This window comes from Micromonospora trifolii (assembly GCF_050516465.1).
GTDB lineage: Bacteria > Actinomycetota > Actinomycetes > Mycobacteriales > Micromonosporaceae > Micromonospora > Micromonospora trifolii.
The window spans coordinates 4,980,949-4,998,379 of record NZ_CP191526.1; the positions used below are offsets into that span (position 1 = coordinate 4,980,949).

At 72.4% G+C, this 17,431-nt stretch carries 18 protein-coding genes; 8 read left to right on the top strand and 10 right to left on the bottom strand.

Translation table 11 applies throughout. The features are described 5' to 3' along the window. Positions 1 to 53 precede the first annotated feature (53 nt). Both ACQRWP_RS23045 and ACQRWP_RS23050 read right to left on the bottom strand, forming a co-directional pair. Entirely contained in the window at positions 54 to 1,232 is a 1,179-nt protein-coding gene (locus tag ACQRWP_RS23045) for an NAD(P)-dependent malic enzyme (RefSeq protein ID WP_430497645.1), read from the bottom strand. A gap of 145 nt (positions 1,233 to 1,377) precedes the next feature. Then, positions 1,378 to 1,728, bottom strand: a complete 351-nt coding sequence (locus ACQRWP_RS23050) for a S24/S26 family peptidase (RefSeq protein ID WP_430497646.1) — start codon at positions 1,726 to 1,728, stop codon at positions 1,378 to 1,380. An 84-nt stretch (positions 1,729 to 1,812) separates the two neighbouring features. On the opposite strand from ACQRWP_RS23050, the gene sodN reads away from it, so the two are divergent. From sodN to ACQRWP_RS23065, 3 genes are read left to right on the top strand one after another with little or no spacing between them, the layout of a single operon-like run. Continuing rightward, positions 1,813 to 2,217 (top strand): superoxide dismutase, Ni, encoded by a 405-nt coding sequence (gene sodN / locus ACQRWP_RS23055; RefSeq protein ID WP_030336684.1) that lies wholly within the window; start codon positions 1,813 to 1,815, stop codon positions 2,215 to 2,217. Continuing rightward, positions 2,214 to 2,780: an N-acetyltransferase family protein gene (locus tag ACQRWP_RS23060; protein ID WP_430497649.1), complete on the top strand. Its 567-nt coding sequence runs from the start codon at positions 2,214 to 2,216 to the stop codon at positions 2,778 to 2,780. The genes sodN and ACQRWP_RS23060 overlap by 4 nt, the downstream gene beginning before the upstream one ends. 32 nt (positions 2,781 to 2,812) lie before the next feature. Further along, entirely contained in the window at positions 2,813 to 3,220 is a 408-nt protein-coding gene (locus tag ACQRWP_RS23065) for an ATP-binding protein (protein ID WP_410821975.1), read from the top strand. Between the two features lie 22 nt (positions 3,221 to 3,242). On the opposite strand, the gene ACQRWP_RS23070 is transcribed toward ACQRWP_RS23065, so the two are convergent. After that, positions 3,243 to 3,632, bottom strand: a complete 390-nt coding sequence (locus ACQRWP_RS23070) for a hypothetical protein (protein ID WP_124853891.1) — start codon at positions 3,630 to 3,632, stop codon at positions 3,243 to 3,245. 43 nt (positions 3,633 to 3,675) lie between these two features. On the opposite strand from ACQRWP_RS23070, the gene ACQRWP_RS23075 reads away from it, so the two are divergent. Together ACQRWP_RS23075 and ACQRWP_RS23080 are read left to right on the top strand one after the other, a co-directional pair. Continuing rightward, positions 3,676 to 4,626 carry a diacylglycerol/lipid kinase family protein gene (locus tag ACQRWP_RS23075; protein WP_430497652.1) on the top strand — a complete coding sequence of 317 codons (951 nt, stop codon included), beginning with the start codon at positions 3,676 to 3,678 and terminating at the stop codon, positions 4,624 to 4,626. Positions 4,627 to 5,074: 448 nt separating this feature from the next. Further along, complete coding sequence (locus tag ACQRWP_RS23080; RefSeq protein ID WP_088950012.1) at positions 5,075 to 5,332, top strand: WhiB family transcriptional regulator; 258 nt, start codon at positions 5,075 to 5,077, stop codon at positions 5,330 to 5,332. An 86-nt stretch (positions 5,333 to 5,418) separates the two neighbouring features. On the opposite strand, the gene ACQRWP_RS23085 is transcribed toward ACQRWP_RS23080, so the two are convergent. From ACQRWP_RS23085 to ACQRWP_RS23105, 5 genes are all read right to left on the bottom strand, one after another. After that, on the bottom strand, positions 5,419 to 6,222 hold the full coding sequence (locus tag ACQRWP_RS23085; RefSeq protein ID WP_430497654.1) for a sirohydrochlorin chelatase: 804 nt from the start codon (positions 6,220 to 6,222) through the stop codon (positions 5,419 to 5,421). Next, a complete protein-coding gene (locus ACQRWP_RS23090; RefSeq protein ID WP_410821971.1) occupies positions 6,204 to 6,965 on the bottom strand; it encodes a phosphoadenylyl-sulfate reductase in 762 nt (253 codons plus the stop codon). Before ACQRWP_RS23090 ends, ACQRWP_RS23085 begins: the two co-directional genes overlap by 19 nt. Next, positions 6,962 to 7,123 carry a hypothetical protein gene (locus ACQRWP_RS23095; protein ID WP_165435836.1) on the bottom strand — a complete coding sequence of 54 codons (162 nt, stop codon included), beginning with the start codon at positions 7,121 to 7,123 and terminating at the stop codon, positions 6,962 to 6,964. Before ACQRWP_RS23095 ends, ACQRWP_RS23090 begins: the two co-directional genes overlap by 4 nt. Beyond that, on the bottom strand, positions 7,120 to 8,832 hold the full coding sequence (locus tag ACQRWP_RS23100) for a nitrite/sulfite reductase (protein ID WP_430497657.1): 1,713 nt from the start codon (positions 8,830 to 8,832) through the stop codon (positions 7,120 to 7,122). The genes ACQRWP_RS23095 and ACQRWP_RS23100 overlap by 4 nt, the downstream gene beginning before the upstream one ends. 292 nt (positions 8,833 to 9,124) lie before the next feature. Further along, positions 9,125 to 10,036 (bottom strand): ArsR family transcriptional regulator, encoded by a 912-nt coding sequence (locus ACQRWP_RS23105; protein WP_430497659.1) that lies wholly within the window; start codon positions 10,034 to 10,036, stop codon positions 9,125 to 9,127. 62 nt (positions 10,037 to 10,098) lie between these two features. Here ACQRWP_RS23105 and ACQRWP_RS23110 point away from each other — a divergent pair, with 62 nt between their 5' ends. Together ACQRWP_RS23110 and ACQRWP_RS23115 are read left to right on the top strand one after the other, a co-directional pair. Further along, positions 10,099 to 11,124 (top strand): aldo/keto reductase family protein, encoded by a 1,026-nt coding sequence (locus ACQRWP_RS23110; RefSeq protein WP_430497661.1) that lies wholly within the window; start codon positions 10,099 to 10,101, stop codon positions 11,122 to 11,124. Positions 11,125 to 11,160: 36 nt separating this feature from the next. After that, the gene (locus ACQRWP_RS23115; RefSeq protein ID WP_430497663.1) at positions 11,161 to 12,669 is read left to right on the top strand and encodes a glycosyltransferase family 39 protein; all 1,509 of its coding nucleotides are present in this window, start codon (positions 11,161 to 11,163) and stop codon (positions 12,667 to 12,669) included. Positions 12,670 to 12,711: 42 nt separating this feature from the next. On the opposite strand, the gene ACQRWP_RS23120 is transcribed toward ACQRWP_RS23115, so the two are convergent. After that, positions 12,712 to 14,304, bottom strand: a complete 1,593-nt coding sequence (locus ACQRWP_RS23120; RefSeq protein WP_410821967.1) for a histidine kinase N-terminal domain-containing protein — start codon at positions 14,302 to 14,304, stop codon at positions 12,712 to 12,714. Positions 14,305 to 14,329: 25 nt separating this feature from the next. Then, complete coding sequence (locus ACQRWP_RS23125) at positions 14,330 to 15,361, bottom strand: SIS domain-containing protein (RefSeq protein ID WP_430503269.1); 1,032 nt, start codon at positions 15,359 to 15,361, stop codon at positions 14,330 to 14,332. 189 nt (positions 15,362 to 15,550) lie between these two features. Here ACQRWP_RS23125 and ACQRWP_RS23130 point away from each other — a divergent pair, with 189 nt between their 5' ends. Beyond that, positions 15,551 to 17,383 (top strand): tetratricopeptide repeat protein, encoded by a 1,833-nt coding sequence (locus ACQRWP_RS23130; protein WP_430497666.1) that lies wholly within the window; start codon positions 15,551 to 15,553, stop codon positions 17,381 to 17,383. Positions 17,384 to 17,431 lie beyond the last annotated feature (48 nt).

The window sequence follows — 17,431 nt, forward strand, 5'->3', positions numbered from 1 at the left end:
AGCCCACGCGTGCGCGCACACCGGCGGCGCAGAGCGCCACCGGCCATGCGCGCTTAGCGGCGGGCGACGCCGTCGCGGCGGGCGGCTTCGGCGACCGCCTCGGCCACGGCCGGCGCGACGCGCGGGTCGAGCGGGGACGGCACGATCGCGTCGGCGGTCAGGGACTCCGCCACCACACCGGCGATGGCGTCCGCGGCGGCGACCTTCATCGCCTCGGTGATCCGGGTGGCGCCGGCATCCAGCGCGCCGCGGAACACGCCGGGGAAGGCCAGCACGTTGTTGATCTGGTTGGGGTAGTCACTGCGCCCGGTGGCGACCACCGCGACGTGCCGGGCGGCCACCTCGGGGTGCACCTCGGGAGTCGGGTTCGCCAGCGCGAACACGATCCCGCCGGGCGCCATCCCGGCCACCGCGGCCTCGGGGATCTGCCCGCCGGAAACCCCGACCAGCACGTCCGCATCGCGCAGCGCCTCGGTGATGTCGCCGTGACGGCCGTCGGCGTTGGTGCTCGCCGCCAACTCGGCCTTGGTGCCGGTCAGCTCGGTGCGGTGCCGGCCGATGATCCCCTTGGAGTCACAGACCACCACCTGGTCGGGGTTGACGCCCCCGGCGATCAGCATCTTCGTCACGGCCACGCCGGCCGCGCCCGCGCCGCTCACCGCAACCCGCAGGTCACCGAGCTTGCGGTCGAGCAACATCGCGGCGTTGCGCAGCGCGGCCAGCACCACGATGGCAGTGCCGTGCTGGTCGTCGTGGAAGACCGGGATGTCCAGCGCCTCGTCGAGCCGACGCTCGATCTCGAAGCAACGCGGCGCGCTGATGTCCTCCAGATTGATCCCACCGAAGGAGGGGGCCAGCGCCCGCACCACCGCGACGATCTCGTCCACGTCCTGGGTGTCCAGGCACACCGGCACCGCGTCCACCCCGGCGAACTGCTTGAACAGCACCGCCTTGCCCTCCATCACCGGCATCGCGGCCCGGGGGCCGATGTTGCCCAGCCCGAGCACCGCCGAGCCGTCGGTGACCACCGCGACCGTGTGCGACACCCAGGTGTAGTCGTCTACCAGTGCGGGGTCGGCGGCGATCGCCTCACACACCCGGGCCACCCCCGGGGTGTACGCCAGGGAGAGGTCCTCCCGGCTGGTGAGCGGCACGGTCGAGGTGACGGCCATCTTGCCGCCCCGGTGCAGTAGGAAGACGGGATCAGCGGGGTCCACGTTGGACGAAGACATGGTGGTGACTCCAGGATCTGTCGAGCAGATGTGAGGCGGCCGGCCCCGCCGCGAGGTGGGCGGCGAGCGGTGGCACGCGGTGCGGGGGGTCACCCGGGCACTTTCCGAGCATAGTGTCGGCACCACCCCTCGGATGTGAGCAGGGTCATAACTGACGACGAGGCACCCGTCCGGGGCGGGGCCAGTAGCGGACCACCACCCGTCCGCGTACGTCGGCGACCCCGTACGCCCGGGAGTCGTCGGTGATCAGGTCGTTGTCGCCGCGTAGCCACCAGCCGCCGTCCTGCGGCCGGACCGCACGCTTCACCACCAGCAGATCGGGCCGGGTCCGGAAGACCGCGACCACCACGTCACCGGCTCGGATCGGGCGGCCACCGGGACGAACCAGAACCGCGTCACCGTGCCGCAGGGTCGGGGCCATGGACGGGCCGGTCACCAGAACGGCGGTCAGCGGCCTCCGCAACCGGGGCACCTCAGCCGGGTGATCGGCGACCACTGGTTTCACCTCCAGCCGGTTCGGGGAGCATCCCCAGGAGTAATGTCGCCTTTGATCATCGCAAACTTCCCATGGAGGATCCCGATGCGACTTCCGCGCATCCTTGCGCCCCGCGTCACCGCGAGCGCTCACTGCGACCTGCCGTGCGGTGTCTACGACCCGGCTCAGGCCCGGATCGAGGCCGAGTCGGTCAAAATGATCTGCGAGAAGTACCAGTCGAACACCGACCCGGAGTTCCGCACCCGCGCCATCATCATCAAGGAGCAGCGCGCCGAGCTGGTCAAGCACCACCTCTGGGTGCTGTGGACCGACTACTTCAAGCCGCCGCACTTCGAGAAGTACCCGAACCTGCACAGCCTGTTCAACGAGGCCACCAAGCTCGCCGGCGCCGGTGGCGTCAAGGGCAGCCTCGACCCGGCCACCGCCGACAAGCTCCTCGCGAAGATCGACGAGATCTCGAAGATCTTCTGGGAGACCAAGAAGGCGTGACCTCCCCGGTCATCCCGACGATCCGGCCGGCACGTCCCGAGGACGTGCCGGCCGTCGTCGCCATGGTGCACGAGTTGGCCGAGTACGAGCGTGCCCCGGAGCAGTGCCACCTCACCACCGAGCAGCTGACCTCGGCGCTCTTTACGACTGCTCCAGGTCGTGGCGTGGCGTCGGACGGGCCGAGCTGGAGCGGTCGTACGACCGCACCGGCGCTCTTCGGTCACGTCGCGGTGGACGAGCACGACGAGCCGGTCGGCTTCGCGCTGTGGTTCCTCAATTTCTCCACCTGGGCCGGCGTGCACGGCATCTATCTGGAGGACCTCTACGTCCGGCCGGCCACCCGGGGCACCGGAGCCGGTCGACTGCTGCTCGCCACGCTGGCCGACATCTGCGTACGACGCGGCTACCAGCGGCTGGACTGGCAAATGATCGACTGGAATCCGGCCGCCGGCTTCTACGCCTCGATCGGCGCCGAGCAGACGAGCGAGTGGGTTCCCTACCGACTCAGCGGCGCCGCGCTCCGCGAGCTGGCCACCACCGCCGGCACGCGTACGGGCGACTGACCGGGTAGAGTCCCCGACCGGGGGGATGAGGCGTGACTCAACTGACTGGCCAGCCAGCGACCGACGACGACGTGGTGCACCTCACGGTGCCTGCCGACGGCGGTTACCTCGGCGTGCTCCGCACCGCCACCGCCGGTCTCGCGGCCCGCTTGCAGTTCGCGCTCGACGAGATCGAGGATCTGCGGATCGCGGTCGACGAGGCGTGCGCCATGCTGCTCGCCATCGCCACCCGCGACGCCGAGCTGGAGTGCCGCTTCGCAGTCACCGAGGACGCGCTGACCGTTGAGGTGACCGTGCCGACCGTGCGCGGTGCCACCCTGCCCGCCGAGTCGTCCTTCGCCTGGAAGGTGCTCACCGCGCTGACCACCTCGGCGTCCGCCACGTCCGCCGACGATCGGGCCACGATCGCGCTGCTCACCCGCCGTTCCGGCGGTTACTGACCGGGCCGACGCGCCGGCGCGGTCACTCGAAGCCGAGGGCGCGGGTCGTCGGTGGGCAGATCAGCAACCAGGCCACGCCCAGGCCGAGCGCCATCAGCGGCACGCCCAGCCAGCCAAGGCCAGCCTGGATCATGAACCACCCGATCGGCAGCAGCATCAGCTGAAGCACGATCGCGGGGGCTCGTGCGCCCGCCTGACGGCGCAGCAGCGCGCGGCCCAGGGCCCAGAGCGCGACGGCCGCCCCGATGGCGAACACGGTCACCAGCAACGCCGCCAGCAGGTCGGTGCGGGTGGCCGTGAGGTCGGCCCAGACCAGCCAGACGGCGATCAGCCCGACGACGGCCGCCTCCGCCCACAGCAGCCGGACCGCCCAGCGGAGCGTGACGGGAATCGGGTCCGAGTCGATGGTCACGCGCGCCACGATACCCGGGCTTCCGGAAGGTACAGTGCCGCCCATGCGGGCCGTCCTGGTGGTCAATCCGAAGGCCACCACAACCAGCGAACGCAGCCGGGACGTGCTCGTCCGGGCGCTGCGCAGCGAAGTCGATCTCAGCGTGCGCTACACCCGTCGGCGTGGGCACGCCGTGGCGCTGGCCCGGGAGGCAGCCGCCGAGGGGGTCGACCTGGTCGTCACCCTGGGTGGCGACGGCACGGTGAACGAGGTGGTGAACGGTCTGATGACGGCCGAACCGCCGACTCGCGCCGGCGACGTGCCGATGGCCGAGCGACTGCCTGCGCTGGCGACCGTCCCCGGTGGCTCGACCAACGTGTTCGCCCGGGCGGTGGGTCTGCCCCGGGAGTGGCCGGAGGCGACCAGCATGATCCTGGAGGGGCTGCGGCTGGGCCGGAGCCGGACGGTGGGGTTGGGCCTCGCCGACGACCGCTACTTCACCTTCTGCGCCGGGTTCGGCCTGGACGCCGCGGTGATCCACCGGGTGGAGCAGGCCCGGCGGAAGGGGCGGGTGTCCACGCCGTCGCTCTATCTGCGTTCGATCATGAACCAGTACTTCCTCGCCTCGGACCGGCGACACCCGGCGATCGTGCTGGAGCGTCCGGGCGAGCCGGCGGAGGCCGAGCTGGCCACCGTCATCATCCAGAACACGGCACCCTGGACGTACCTGGGCGACCGGGAGGTCAACCCGAACCCGGCGGCGTCGTTCGATCTCGGGCTGGATGTGCTGGCGTTGCGTCAGCTCCGGGTGGCTAGCACAACACGGACAGTGACGCAGTTCCTCTCCCGGCAACCGAATCCGCGCGGCCGGCAGGTGTTACGACTCCATGACACGGCGGAGTTCACGCTGGTCTCGAGCCGTCCGCAGGCGTTCCAGCTGGACGGGGACTATCTCGGCGAGCGGGAAAAAGTCAGATTCACCTCCGTTCCGGCCGCACTGAGAGTAATCTGCTAGGTCTCGGGGTACTGCCCTTGGTCGACGCGGTAGCCGCAACCGATCGACACGGTCGCCGCCACACCGAGGACAGGTGCCGGAAATGTCAGCAATGTCACGCGGACTGTACTATATTGATCCTCGACTGTGGCACGGCGGGTAACCAGGAAAGCACTGAAACCCGGACAAATGGGTTGTGGGCTTGCTCACCGCCCGGAGTTTTTCCGAGCGTCACCCTTGACATCACGACTGTTCGTGAAAGTATTCACAAGCGAACTTGAGTTACCGGGACATTGCCTGGATATGCTCGTCAAGTTGAGCTGTTCCAGCAGGTCCCCGGCACTAACTGCCTGCTCACGCACTGCCGAATGGACGGACGCTAACTGTCACCATCGGCACGCGGATGCATATAGGAAAAGCACGACCAAGCAATTGTTGCCACCCATCCAGAATGAGGAGTGTTGCCGCCATGGACTGGCGTCACCATAGTGTCTGCCGTGACGAGGACCCGGAGCTGTTCTTCCCGATCGGGACGTCCGGTCCGGCTCTCCTGCAGGTCGAGCAGGCCAAGGCCGTCTGCAGGCGCTGCTCCGTGACCGACCAGTGCCTTCAGTGGGCACTCGAGTCAGGTCAGGACGCTGGCGTCTGGGGCGGAATGAGCGAGGAGGAGCGGCGCGCTGTCAAGCGGCGCGGCGGTCTCCGGGTGTTGCGCGCTCACTCCGCCTGATTCCCAACACACAGCTGTACGCCCCGGTGGGTCCGCCCGCCGGGGCGTTCTGCTGTCCGGCACCGGATCACCCGTGCCGGCACGGGTCAGCCCGTAGACGCCAGCACAGGCCGGTCGTCGACCCGACGCAGCACCAACTCGACCAACTCCGGTGCGTCGGTCAACGGCGCGGCGACCGCCACCGCACCCGCCGCCCCGGCCGCCTCGGTCACCGCGTCGTGGAACAGCCCCGGCGCCAGGAAGTACGCGGACACCGCGACCCGGCGCGCGCCGGACGCCCGCAGCCGGGACACCGCCACACCGGTCGCCGGTGGCGCCGCCGAGGCGTACGCCACCCGGCAGGGCACCCCGAACTCCGCGCCGAGCGCGTCGGCGACCCGGCCCACCGAGCGGCGCGCCCGCGCGTCCCGGGTGCCCGCCGCGGCCAGCACCAACGCGTCGAAGCGGCCCGGACACGTCTCACCCAGCCGACGGCACAGCCCGGCCAACAACCCAGGATCGGGCGCGTCGTCCGCCGGGCCGAGCACATCGGTGACCCGTACCGACAGCGGTGGCCCGGACCGCGCCGCAGCGGCGACCGCCGCCGGGATGTCCACCCGATGGTGGTACGCGGCGGTCAACAGCAGCGGCACCAGCACCGCCCGGCGATGGCCGGCCACGGCCAGGTCGCGCAGCACCTCGGTCGGCCCCGGCTCGGTGTGGTCCAGCCAGCTCGCCCACACCGGTGTGCCCGGCCGGGCCGCCGACACCGCCCGAGCCAGCGCCCGGGTGGCATCGGCTGCCCGTGGGTCCCGGCTGCCGTGCGCGACCAGTACCACCGGGTCCGCCCCGCCGGCCGCACCGAGGCCGGTCAGGGTCGTCGCCGGGGAGGTCAGACGTGCAGCCCGCACTCGGTCTTCTCGAACATGGCCCACCGGCCGGCCCGCGCGTCCTCGCCGGCCTTCGTGCGGCGGGTGCACGGCCAGCAGCCGATCGACCCGTAACCCTGCTTGAACAGCTCGTTGACCGGCACGTTGAAGCGGGCGATGTAGGAGTCCACATCCTTCTGCGACCAGGCCGCGATCGGGTTGACCTTGACCTTGCCACGGCGCGCGTCGAAGGTCACCACCGGCGTGTTGGCCCGGCTCGGCGACTCGTCCCGCCGCAGACCGGCGGCCCAGGCGTCGTACCCGGTCAGAGCCCGCTCCAGCGGCTCCACCTTGCGCAGCTGGCAGCAGTCGTCCGGCGACTTGTTGAACAGCCGGGGGCCGTACTGGCCGTCCTGCTGGCCGACGGTGAGCCGCGGCCGGATCGACCGGACGTTCACCGGCAGCGTCCGGGCGACCTCGTCGCGTACCCGCAGCGTCTCGGGAAAGTGCAGGCCGGTGTCGAGGAACACCACGTCCACCCCGGGGGCCACCCGGGACACCAGGTGCGCCAGCACGGCGTCCGCCATCGAGCTGGTCACGCAGAACCGCTCACCGAAGGTCTGCGCCGCCCAGCGGGCGATCTCCAGTGCCGGGGCGCCCTCCAGGTCCCGAGCGGCCTGCTCGGCCAGTGCCCGCAGCTCGTCCGGGCCGCGTCGGGCCGGGTCGACCGGCGTCGAGCCGCCCGGCCCCACCAGGCGCAGGCTCGCGGCCGAGACGAGACTCATGAGGTCACCGCCCGACTCAGCAACCCGGTGAACTTCACCGAGAAGACCCGGGTGCAGGCGTGGCACTCCCAGGCGCCGTGACCCGCCTCGTGCGGCCGCAGGTCCTCCTCGCCGCAGTACGGGCAGTACAGAGGTGCCGCTCGGTTCTCGCTGCTCACCGCAGTTCCTCCTCGTCGACTCTGATCACCCAGTTGGCGAACGTCTCGCCCTCGCTCCGACCGGCCAGGTAGCGACGGGCCAGCCGTTCCACGTACTCCGGAAGTTCGTCGGCGGTGGTCTTCAGGCCGCGCAGCTTGCGGCCGAAACCGGCGGTCTGCCCCTGGGCCATGCCCAGGCCGCCGCCCAGGTGCACCTGGAAACCCTCGACCTGCCGGCCGTCCGGCCCGACCACCAGTTGACCCTTGAGCCCGATGTCGGCCACCTGGGTGCGTGCGCACGCGTTCGGGCAGCCGTTGATGTGGATCGAGATGTCCGCGTCGAAGTCGCGCAGCCGCTGCTCCAGCCGGGCCACCAACTCCTCGCCGCGGGCCTTCGTCTCGACGATGGCGAGCTTGCAGTACTCGATGCCGGTGCACGCCATCGTGCCGCGCCGCCAGGCCGACGGCCGGGCCTCCAGACCGATCCCGCGCAGCGCGTCGATCAGCGACTCCGTCCGCTCCGACGGCACGTCGAGCACCAGCAGCTTCTGGTACGGGGTGAGCCGCACCCGGTCGCTGCCGTGCGCCTCGACCACGTCGGCCAGCTGGCTGAGCTGCGCGCCGGAGACCCGCCCGACCACCGGAGCGGCGCCCACGTAGTGCCGCCCGTCGGCCTGCTCGTGCACGCCCACGTGGTCGACCGGCTTCGACGGCAGGATCGGCGCCGGGCCGTCGAGCAGCGTACGACCGAGGTAGTCCTTCTCCAGGACCTCGCGGAAGCGCTCCACGCCCCAGTCGGCCACCAGGAACTTCAACCGGGCCCGGTTGCGCAGTCGGCGGTAGCCGTAGTCGCGGAAGATCCCGACCACCCCGGCCCACACATCCGGCACCTCGGCCAGCGGCACCCAGACGCCGAGCCGCTTGGCGAGCATCGGGTTGGTGGAGAGGCCCCCGCCGACCCAGACGTCGAAGCCGGGCCCGTGCTCCGGGTGGTCGACACCGAGGAACGCGATGTCGTTCGACTCGTACGGGGTGTCCACCAGCCAGGAGATCGAGGTCTTGAACTTGCGGGGCAGGTTGGAGAACTGCTTGTCGCCGACGTAGCGGGAGACGATCTCGTCGATCGCCGGGGTCGGGTCGAGCAGCTCGTCGCGGGCCACCCCGGCGACCGGGCTGCCCAGCACGATCCGCGGGCAGTCGCCGCACGCCTCGGTGGTCTGCAAACCGACCGACTCCAGCCGACGCCAGATCTCCGGCATGTCCTCGACCCGGATCCAGTGGTACTGGATGTTCTGTCGGTCGGTGATGTCGGCGGTGTCCCGTGCGAACCCCCGGGAGATGTCCGCGATCACCCGCAGCTGCGCCAGGCTGAGCTGACCGCCGTCGATGCGGACCCGGAGCATGAAGAACTCGTCCTCCAGCTCGTGCGGCTCGAGCACGGCGGTGCGCCCGCCGTCGATGCCCGCCTTGCGCTGGGTGTAGAGGCCCCACCAGCGGAACCGGCCCCGCAGGTCCTGCGGGTCGATCGAGGCGAAGCCGCGGTGCGCGTAGATGGTCTCGATGCGGGCCCGGACGTTGAGCGGGTCGTCGTCCTTCTTGATCCGCTCGTTGGGGTTGAGCGGCTCGCGGTGGCCGAGCGCCCACTGACCCTCACCCCGTGGCCGGCGCGGCGCTCGGGTCGGGCGAGCCGTCGAGTCCTCGGAACGGGCCGGGATGCTGCTGACCGCCATCGCGGCGTCCTCCGTTGTCTGCTGTGCCTCGGGATACGCGGGGCGCGGCGGCCGGCCCGGCGAAGCGGGCGGGACAACGGTGTCGGAGACAGCCGGCGCGGAGCGCGCCCGAGACAGATTGGTCGGGCGTCGTCAGTAGGCCGGACAGATCGCGCTGCGCACGCGGCCGTAATCGACGTGGCGACGTGCCACGAAGCGGCGGACGACAGCGGCGGTCATGGGGCCCATGCTGCCACACCCCATGGGGGCCGGCCAATGTCCACGTGCTGGATCCCACATCACGGGCCAGGGCTCAGCCGACCAGCTGGTCACCAAGGATAGTTCGGGCATAACGCACCACCCGCCCCTGTCGTACGCCGACGATCAGGCCGTTGTCCCGCAGTGTGGTGAGGTGGTGCGACGCCGTCGCCGGCGCGAGACCCAGCATCGCGGCCAGCTCCCCGGTGCTCAGCGGCGAGTCGAGCAGGGAGAGCGCCGCCGCCCGGGTACCGCCGAGCAGGGCGCCCAGCGCCGCGCTGGGTGCCGGCGAATCCCACAGCCCGCCCAACCCGGTGGGCGGATAGCAGAGGGCCGGCCCGGCGTCACCCTCCATGATCGCGTGCACCGTCGGCCCGGAGAACGCGGTGGGCAGCAGCGTCCACGGGCGCCCGTCCAGTCCGGCCGGCAGGGTCGTGCCGACGGCGACCCGCAGCGCCGCGCCGTCCCACCGGATCAACGGGTGCACCTCGCGCAGCAGGGTGCGCCCGCCCTGCTCGGCGGCGAGCAGCGTCCGCCGCCGGATGTCGGCCAGCGCGAGCGCCCGCAGCCGCGGCCAGTCCGGTGCGATCAGCACTGTGAAGTACCGGTGGAGCTGCGCGACCAGCTCGTCCGGGGCCAGCCAGGGTGCTCCGGCCCGCTCCAGTTGCCGGCGCACCCGGGACGGGTGGGTGCCGGCGACCGCCCGCAACTCGGCGGCCAGGTTCGGCGCCACCCCGATCGGGGTGAGGAAATCCGGCACGTAGCCGTTGGACGACCTGAGCACCGCCAACAGCGGTTCAAGGCCGGCATCGGGCAGCAGCCGCTCCGCGCGCTCCCGCCACGGCCGGTGCATCCAGTACTTCGCCGGTTTGCGCAACGCCCAGGAACTGGCCACCAGCTCAGCCATGGGCGAGTGCACGAACCGGACCCGGCTCAGGTCGTCGGGCGAGAACCGGATCTCGATCACCCACGGATTCGACCACGTTCGAACGGTTCGGCGACAGCGCGGGGCGGCCCGAGGATCCCCGTATGGAGTACAGGCAACTGGGCCGGTCGGGCCTGCGCGTCAGCGCGGTCGCGTACGGCAACTGGGTGACCCACGGCAACCAGCTCGACGACAGTGCGGCGGCCGCGTGCGTGGCGGCCGCACTGGACGCGGGCATCACCACGTTCGACACCGCTGACCGGTACGCCCAGGGGCGGGCCGAGGAGGCGTTGGGCAAGGCGCTGAGCGGCGTCCGGCGCAGCTCGATCGAGCTGTGCACGAAGGTGTGCCTGCCGGTCGGGCCGGGGGCCAACGACGCCGGGCTGTCCCGCAAGCACATCATCGAGGGCTGTCACGCCTCGTTGAGCCGGCTGGGCACCGACTACCTCGACCTCTATCAGGCGCACCGGTACGACGACAGCGTGCCGCTGGAGGAGACGATGCTCGCCTTCGCCGACCTGGTCCGCCAGGGCAAGGTGCTCTACGTCGGCGCCTCCGAGTGGACCGCCCCGCAGCTGCGCGCCGGCCTGCGGCTCGCCGCCGAGCTGCACATCCCGTTCATCGCCAACCAGCCGCAGTACTCGATGCTGTGGCGGGTGGTGGAGGCCGAGGTGTCGCCCGCCTGCGCTGACCTGGGCCTGGGCCAGCTCGCCTGGTCGCCACTCGCGATGGGCGTGCTGACCGGTCGGTACGAACCTGGCCGACGCCCGCCCGCCGGCTCCCGGGCCACCGACGGCTTCGGTGGCTCGTTCATCGCCCGCTACTCCTCGGATCTACTGCTCTCCCGGGTACGCCAGCTCCGGCCGATCGCCGAGGCCGCCGGCTGCACGATGGCCCAGTTGGCGGTGGCGTGGGTGCTGCGCCAGCCCACAGTGGCGGCCACGATCGTCGGCGCGTCACGGCCCGAGCAGCTCGCCGAGACGGCCAAGGCCGCCACGGTACGGCTCGACGACGAGCTGATGGCCCGGATCGACGCCGTTCTCGACGAACTCGTGGAGCGTGATCCGGCGAAGACCGCCCGGCCGAACGACGTGATGCCCGCCTGGCGCCCGCCACCTGCCGCCGGCTGACGCCCACGGAGGGGGTGGCCGTGGCAGGCTCGGACCGTGGGGCAATTGTCCGAGAGGTCGGCCGGGGCGGCGTGGGAGCACCTGCGCCGCCTGCCGGTCTGGCTCCCCCCGGCACTGTTGACCCTGGCGGTGACCCTGACCGGGCTGGGCTCCGCCCAGCTCTGGCGCGACGAGCTGGCGACGTGGAGCGCGGCCACCCGGTCGCCCGGCGACCTGGCCCGACTGGCCGGCACCATCGACGCCGCCACCGGGCCGTACTACCTGCTGATGCACCTCTGGACCAGGGTCTTCGGCGACTCCACGATCGCCCTGCGCGTACCGGCGGTGTTGGCGATGACCGTGGCCGCCGGGCTGCTCGCCGTGCTCGGCGCGCGGCTCGTCGACCGGCGCGGCGGCCTCTTCGCCGGGCTGCTGTTCGCGGTGCTCCCCGGCACCTCTCGCTACGGGCAGGAGGCTCGCCCGTACGCGCTGGCCACCATGCTCGCCGTGCTCGCCACGCTGCTGCTGGTGACCGCGCTGCGTCGGCCGAGCTGGGCCCGTTGGGCCGGTTACGCCGCCGCCGTCGCCGCTCTCGGGCTCATCCACCTGATCGCGCTCACAGTGCTCGCCGCCCACGCGCTGGTCGTCCTCATCGCCTGGTGGCGCGGCCCGGCCCCGGCCGGCATCGCCACCCCGGCCCAGCCCGACGTCGAGCGGGACCGGCGGGTGTGGCGGTGGCTGGTCGCCGTGGTGCCGGTCGCGCTGCTGGCCAGCCCGCTGCTGGTCAAGGCCCGGACCCAGCAGTCCCGGCAGTTGAACTGGGTTCACCTGGCCCGGCTGGACGACCTGACCGCGCTGCCCGGCGGCGTGGCCCAGAGCAGCGTGGTCGGTGGCCTGCTGGTCGGGGTCGCCGCGCTGGGCGCGGCCCGGCTCGGGCGGCGCGCCCTGCTGCCGGTCAGCGCGGTGCTGCTGCCCGTACTGCTGCTCTTCGCCGCCGGCACGGTCGTACCGCTGTGGGTGCCCCGGTACCTGGTCTTCGTGGTGCCCTTCGCATGCCTGCTGGCGGGAGCGGCGCTGGCCGCCGTGGCCGCTCCGGCCGCGCTCGTCGTGGTGGTCCTGGCCGGGCTGCTCGGCCTACCCGACCAGGCCGCGCTGCGACGGACCCACGAGTGGCCGCGCAGCGCGCCGCTGGACTACGCGGGGGCGGCCCGGGTGATCGCCGACGGTCAACGCCCGGGGGACGCGGTGGTCTACTCGCCCCGGCACAGCTGGCTCTTCCTCGACCTCGGCATCGAATACCACCTCAGTGACCCACCACGCGACGTGCTGGTCACCGAGGACGAGGTCCGCCGCGGCGACCTGTGGGCCGCCGAGTGCCCCCAGCCAGCACCGTGCCTGGCCGGTACGACACGGGTGTGGCTCGTCGTCTCCGGCCGGCACGCCGAGCCGCTGGCTACCGTGCCCGGCCCCAAGGGCGACGCGCTACGCACGGACTTCACCGTCACCCAGGTCTGGCAGCGCCCCGGCCTCACCGTCGCCCTGCTGAGCACCCGCCCCGACCGCTGACCCGTTCACAGCCCGGCGAGCCGCGGCCGGGCGGCGCGGCGGTCAGGCCTGCGAGCGGCCGTCGTGGGTGTTGCGGGCCAGCGGGACGACCAGCATGGCCTCGGTGCCACCGTTTGCGCCGGCACGCAGTTCGATGGTGCCGCGCAGCTCCCCGGTGATCAGGGCTCGGACGATCTGGAGGCCGAGCCGGCTGCCGCGTTCGGCGTCGAAGTCCGGGGGCAGGCCGCGCCCGTTGTCGGTCACCGAGACGTGCAGCATCTTGCGGAACCGGTGCGCGGAGACCACCACCTCGGGCCGCAGCGACGGGTCGACCTCGGGAGCGGCGACCGGCACCATGCCGGAGGCGGCGGCCACCGGGGCCTCCTCCGTCTCGTCGGCCGGCGGGAAGCCGTGCTCGACGGCGTTGAGCAGCAACTCGTTGAGGACCATCACCAGCGAGGTGGCGATCTCCGCCGGCAGTACGCCGAAGCTGCCCCGCCGACGCATGCCGACGCTCACCTCGGTCGCCGCGACCTCGGTCGCCGCGCTGGCCACCCGGTCGACGATGCCGTCGAACTCCACCGCCTCGTCGCTGGACATCGAGAGTGTCTCGTGCACCAGGGCGATCGAGGCGACCCGCCGGACCGATTCCTCCAGCGCGACCCGGGCCTCCGGCATCGCCACCCGGCGGGCCTGCAACCGCAGCAACGCGGCCACCGTCTGGAGGTTGTTCTTCACCCGATGGTGGATCTCCCGGATGGTGGCGTCCTTGGTGATCAGTGCCCGGTCCCGGCGGCGGACCTCGGTGATGTCCCGGACCAGCACCAACGCTCCGATCGGCACCCCGGCCGGCATCAGCGGCAAAGCCCGCGTGAGCATCGTGGCACCTCGTGCGTCGATCTCCCGGCGGGGTGGCGCCTCACCACGGAGCGCGGCCAGGATGCCGTTCGAGGCCTCGGTGCCGTCCAGCGGGTCACCGGCCAACCGGCGGTGCAACGCGGCCAGGTCCTCCCCCACCAGGTGCGAGGCGTAGCCCAGTCGGCGGTACGCGGACTGCGCGTTCGGGCTGGCGTAGGTGACCTTCCCGCCGGCGTCGAGCCGGACCAGGCCGTCGCCGACCCGGGGCGCCGAGGTGGTCTCGCCCGGATGCCGCGGCGGCGGGAAGGTGCCGTCCGCGATCATCTGCGCCAGGTCGTCGGCCGTGGTGAGGTAGTTGAGCTCCAGCTGGCTGGGCGTACGCGCGGTGGAGAGGTTGGTGTCCCGCCCCACCACGGCGATCACCTCGCCGGCCTCCCCCTCGGCGGTACGCAGCCGAACCGGGATCGCCTCGTGCCGGGCCGGTACGTCGCCGTACCAGACCGGGTCGCCCTCGCGCCAGATCCGGCCCTGGGAGTACGCCACCCCCAGGTGGGCCACCTCCGGCCCGCCGACGATCCGACCCACCTGGTCGTCCTGGTAGGCGGTCGGTGCGGTGGTCGGGCGCACCTGGGCGACGCAGAGGAACGTGCCGTCGGCGTCGACCGGCACCCAGAGCAGCAGGTCAGCGAAGGACAGATCGGAGAGCAGTTGCCAGTCGCCGGCGATCCGGTGCAGGTGGTCGATGTCGGCCGGACGGAGATGGGTGTGCTCCTCGGCGAGGTCGCGCAGCGTGGACACGGTGACCAGGGTGCCACGCCGCGCCTCACATCGTCGCGGTGACCTTCTTCAACCCGCGCGGCGCATCCGGGTCCTCGCCCCGGGTGAGCGCCAGAGCCAGCGCCAACCGCTGCATCGGCAGGATGTCCAACAGCGGGGCGTACCGCTCGTCGACCTCGGGGACGGCCAGCCGGGTGGCGCCCGGCACGTCGGCGGAGCCGACCACCACGACGTCGGCGCGGCGTTCGCCGAGGCGGGGCAGCACCTCACCCATCGACCGGCCACCGGGGCCGGAGCCGACCACGGCGAGCACCGGGACCTCCGGGTCGGTCATCGCGAGCGGGCCGTGCAGCAGATCGGCGCCGGAGAAGGCGAGAGCCGGCAGGTACGAGGTCTCCATCAGCTTCAACGCGGCCTCCCGAGCGGTGGGGTAGGCGTACCCCCGGCCCGTGGTGACCAGCTGACGAGCGAACCGGTAGCGCGGGGCGAGCTGGGCCGGGGTGCCGTCGGCCAGGGTGCGGGCGGCCAGCTCGGGCAGTGCGTCGAGCGCCTCCCGTTCGGCCTTCGGGAGCACGCCGTCACCAGCCCGGATCCCCTCCACCAGCATCAGCAGGGCGAGCAGCTCGGCGGTGTACGTCTTGGTGGCGGCCACCGCCCGCTCGTGCCCGGCGGCGATGTCGACGCTCAGCTCGGCCACGTCGACCAGCGGCGAGTCGGGGGCGTTGGTCACCGCGAGGGTCAGCGCACCGGAGGCTCGGGCGGCACGCAGCACCTCGGCCAGGTCGGGTGAGCCGCCGCTCTGGCTGACCCCGACGACCAGCGCGTCGGACAGGTCGGGGCGGGCCCCGAACAGGGTGACGACGCTGGGCGAGGCGAGCCCGGCGGGCAGGCCGAGCCGGATCTCGGTCAGGTAGGCCCCGTAGAGGGCCGCGTGATCGGAGGTGCCCCGCGCGGTGAAGACCACGTGCCGTGGCCGACGTTCCGCGATGACCGCCGCCACCCGGGCGATATCGGCGGCGTTGGCAGCCGAGAGCAGGCGCGCGTAGCCAGCCGGCTGCTCGTCGATGTCGGCGGCCATTCCAGCCCCTGCACGTGTCACGGAAACCCCTCCCCCTGCGCGGTTGCCGCGCGATTCTTGCTCAGTCTTGCACTTTTAAGCGTATCTCAGCAATCGAACGAGCAGGACTGCGCAGGTGATCACCAGTTGATCTCAATATCAACTAGGCTTTACCCGCTGCACCCGGTTCAACTGCCACGAGAGGACGACGTGCCCGAGGGAACGGACGATCCCGCGCTCTCCGCGACGGAGGAGCTGGCGCTCGCCCGGCTGGCACTCGACGAGGGCGACCTGCACCACGCCGCCGGCCACCTCGCCGGCGCGTTGGCACGGGCCCCCACCCTCCCGGAGGTGCACGAGACTCTGGCCCGGCTCGCCGCGACGAGCGGCGGTGGCCTCGACCTCTTCCCGATCAACCACCACACCTTCGTCGGTGCGGTCGTCGCCCGCGCCCACCTCCTCGCCACCGCCGGCCGCCCCGCCGAAGGGCTGGAGCTGCTGGCCGCGGCGACGTCGTACGCGCCCGGCACCGAGTGGGCCGGCGTGCCCTGGGTCACCGCGCCCGAGCTGGCCGAACGACTGGACCCGGCGCACATCGCCCGCGTCCTCATGCAGGTCTGCGCCGCGCTGCCCGACCCGGTGCCGCGGATCGGCCGGGCCCCGCTGACCCCGTACCTCACGCTCGCCCGCAACGCGGCCACCGTGCACCCCGACCACGGCCTGCTGCTGGGCGCGGCGTCCGCGCTGGCCCGGCGCCTCGGCGAGGTCGAGCTGGCGGTCCGCTGGGCCACCCGAGGGGTACGCGCGCAGCCCTCGAAGATGGGCGAGGTGTGGCTGGGGTACGCGTACCGCAGCTCGGGCCGGACCCGCGACGGCCTCGCGGCCCTCGGTCGGGCCGTCGAGCTGGACCCCGACGACCTGGCGATCTACGCGGACATCGCGGGCACCCTGGCCGAGATCGGCCGGCTGGACGAGGCGTTGGAGTGGATCGAGCGGGCGCTGGCGCGCGATCCGTCGTTCGACTGCGCGGTGCACACCGCCCACCGCCTGCGGCACCTGCGCGACGGCGACCTCGCCCACCTGGTCGCGCTCGCCGACTTCGTGCGGGACCACCCGGACGACAGCCACGAGCACGGCGACCTGGCCCAGTGCTGCCGAGGCCGGCCGTGGCTCGGTCAACTCACCCCGGCCGGCGGGCCCCTGGTCGACGCGATGCGCCAGGCGGTGGCCGATGACGACAACGGTCTCGGCGGCGCCGTACGCCTACCCGCCGCCGCCCCTCCGAGCGCGGTCGGGACGGCGATCTCCACCGCCCCGGGGCTGAGGATCGAGGTCGTCGGTACGCCGGAGCCCGACCCGCGCGAGCCCCGGCGGGCGTCCGCCCAGCGGTTGTGGCACTACGCGGACGCGGTGCCCACGCCCGCGCTGGCGGCGCCCTCGGCGACGGCGGTCGAACGGATCGGGCAGATCGCCCACCCGGCGTGGGCACACCCACCGGCGGCGTACGACGCGGCGGTGGGCCTGGCCGGCCTCGACCTGGCTGACCTGCTCGGCCTGCTGGTGCACCCACCGGCGGCGCCGGCCAACGCGGTGGGTCGACTGCTGGCCGCCCACGACCCGTCGGTCTGGGTCCGTGGAGTGCAGGTGTGGGCCTGTCTGGGGCTGCTGCACCATCGCACCGACGAGCCGTGGGAGGGCTCGACCCGACGCCGGGTGCTGCTCGATCTGATCTGGGGCGTCGAGGACTGGGTCACCGAGGCGGCGCTGTTCGCCCTGGTCACCGCCGCCTGGGTGGACCCCTCGGTGCGGCCGGACGTGGCCCGGGTGGTGGCGGAGCGACTGGCCGACGCGGCCGCCGTGGCGCGGAGCCGACCGGTCCCGATCGCCGCCTCGCTGGCTCACCTGGCACTCGCCGCCCCGCAGCTGGATCCGGCGACGGCGGCACTGGCCACCGATCTGCTGGAAGCGCACTCCCCCCGACTTCCCCGCCCCCGCAACCCCCTGCGCCGCCTCTGGCAACGCCTAACAACCAGGCACCCCTAACCCCCGCCCCGGCGATCTTGCACTTGCTGTTGGTGATTTGTCGGGAAG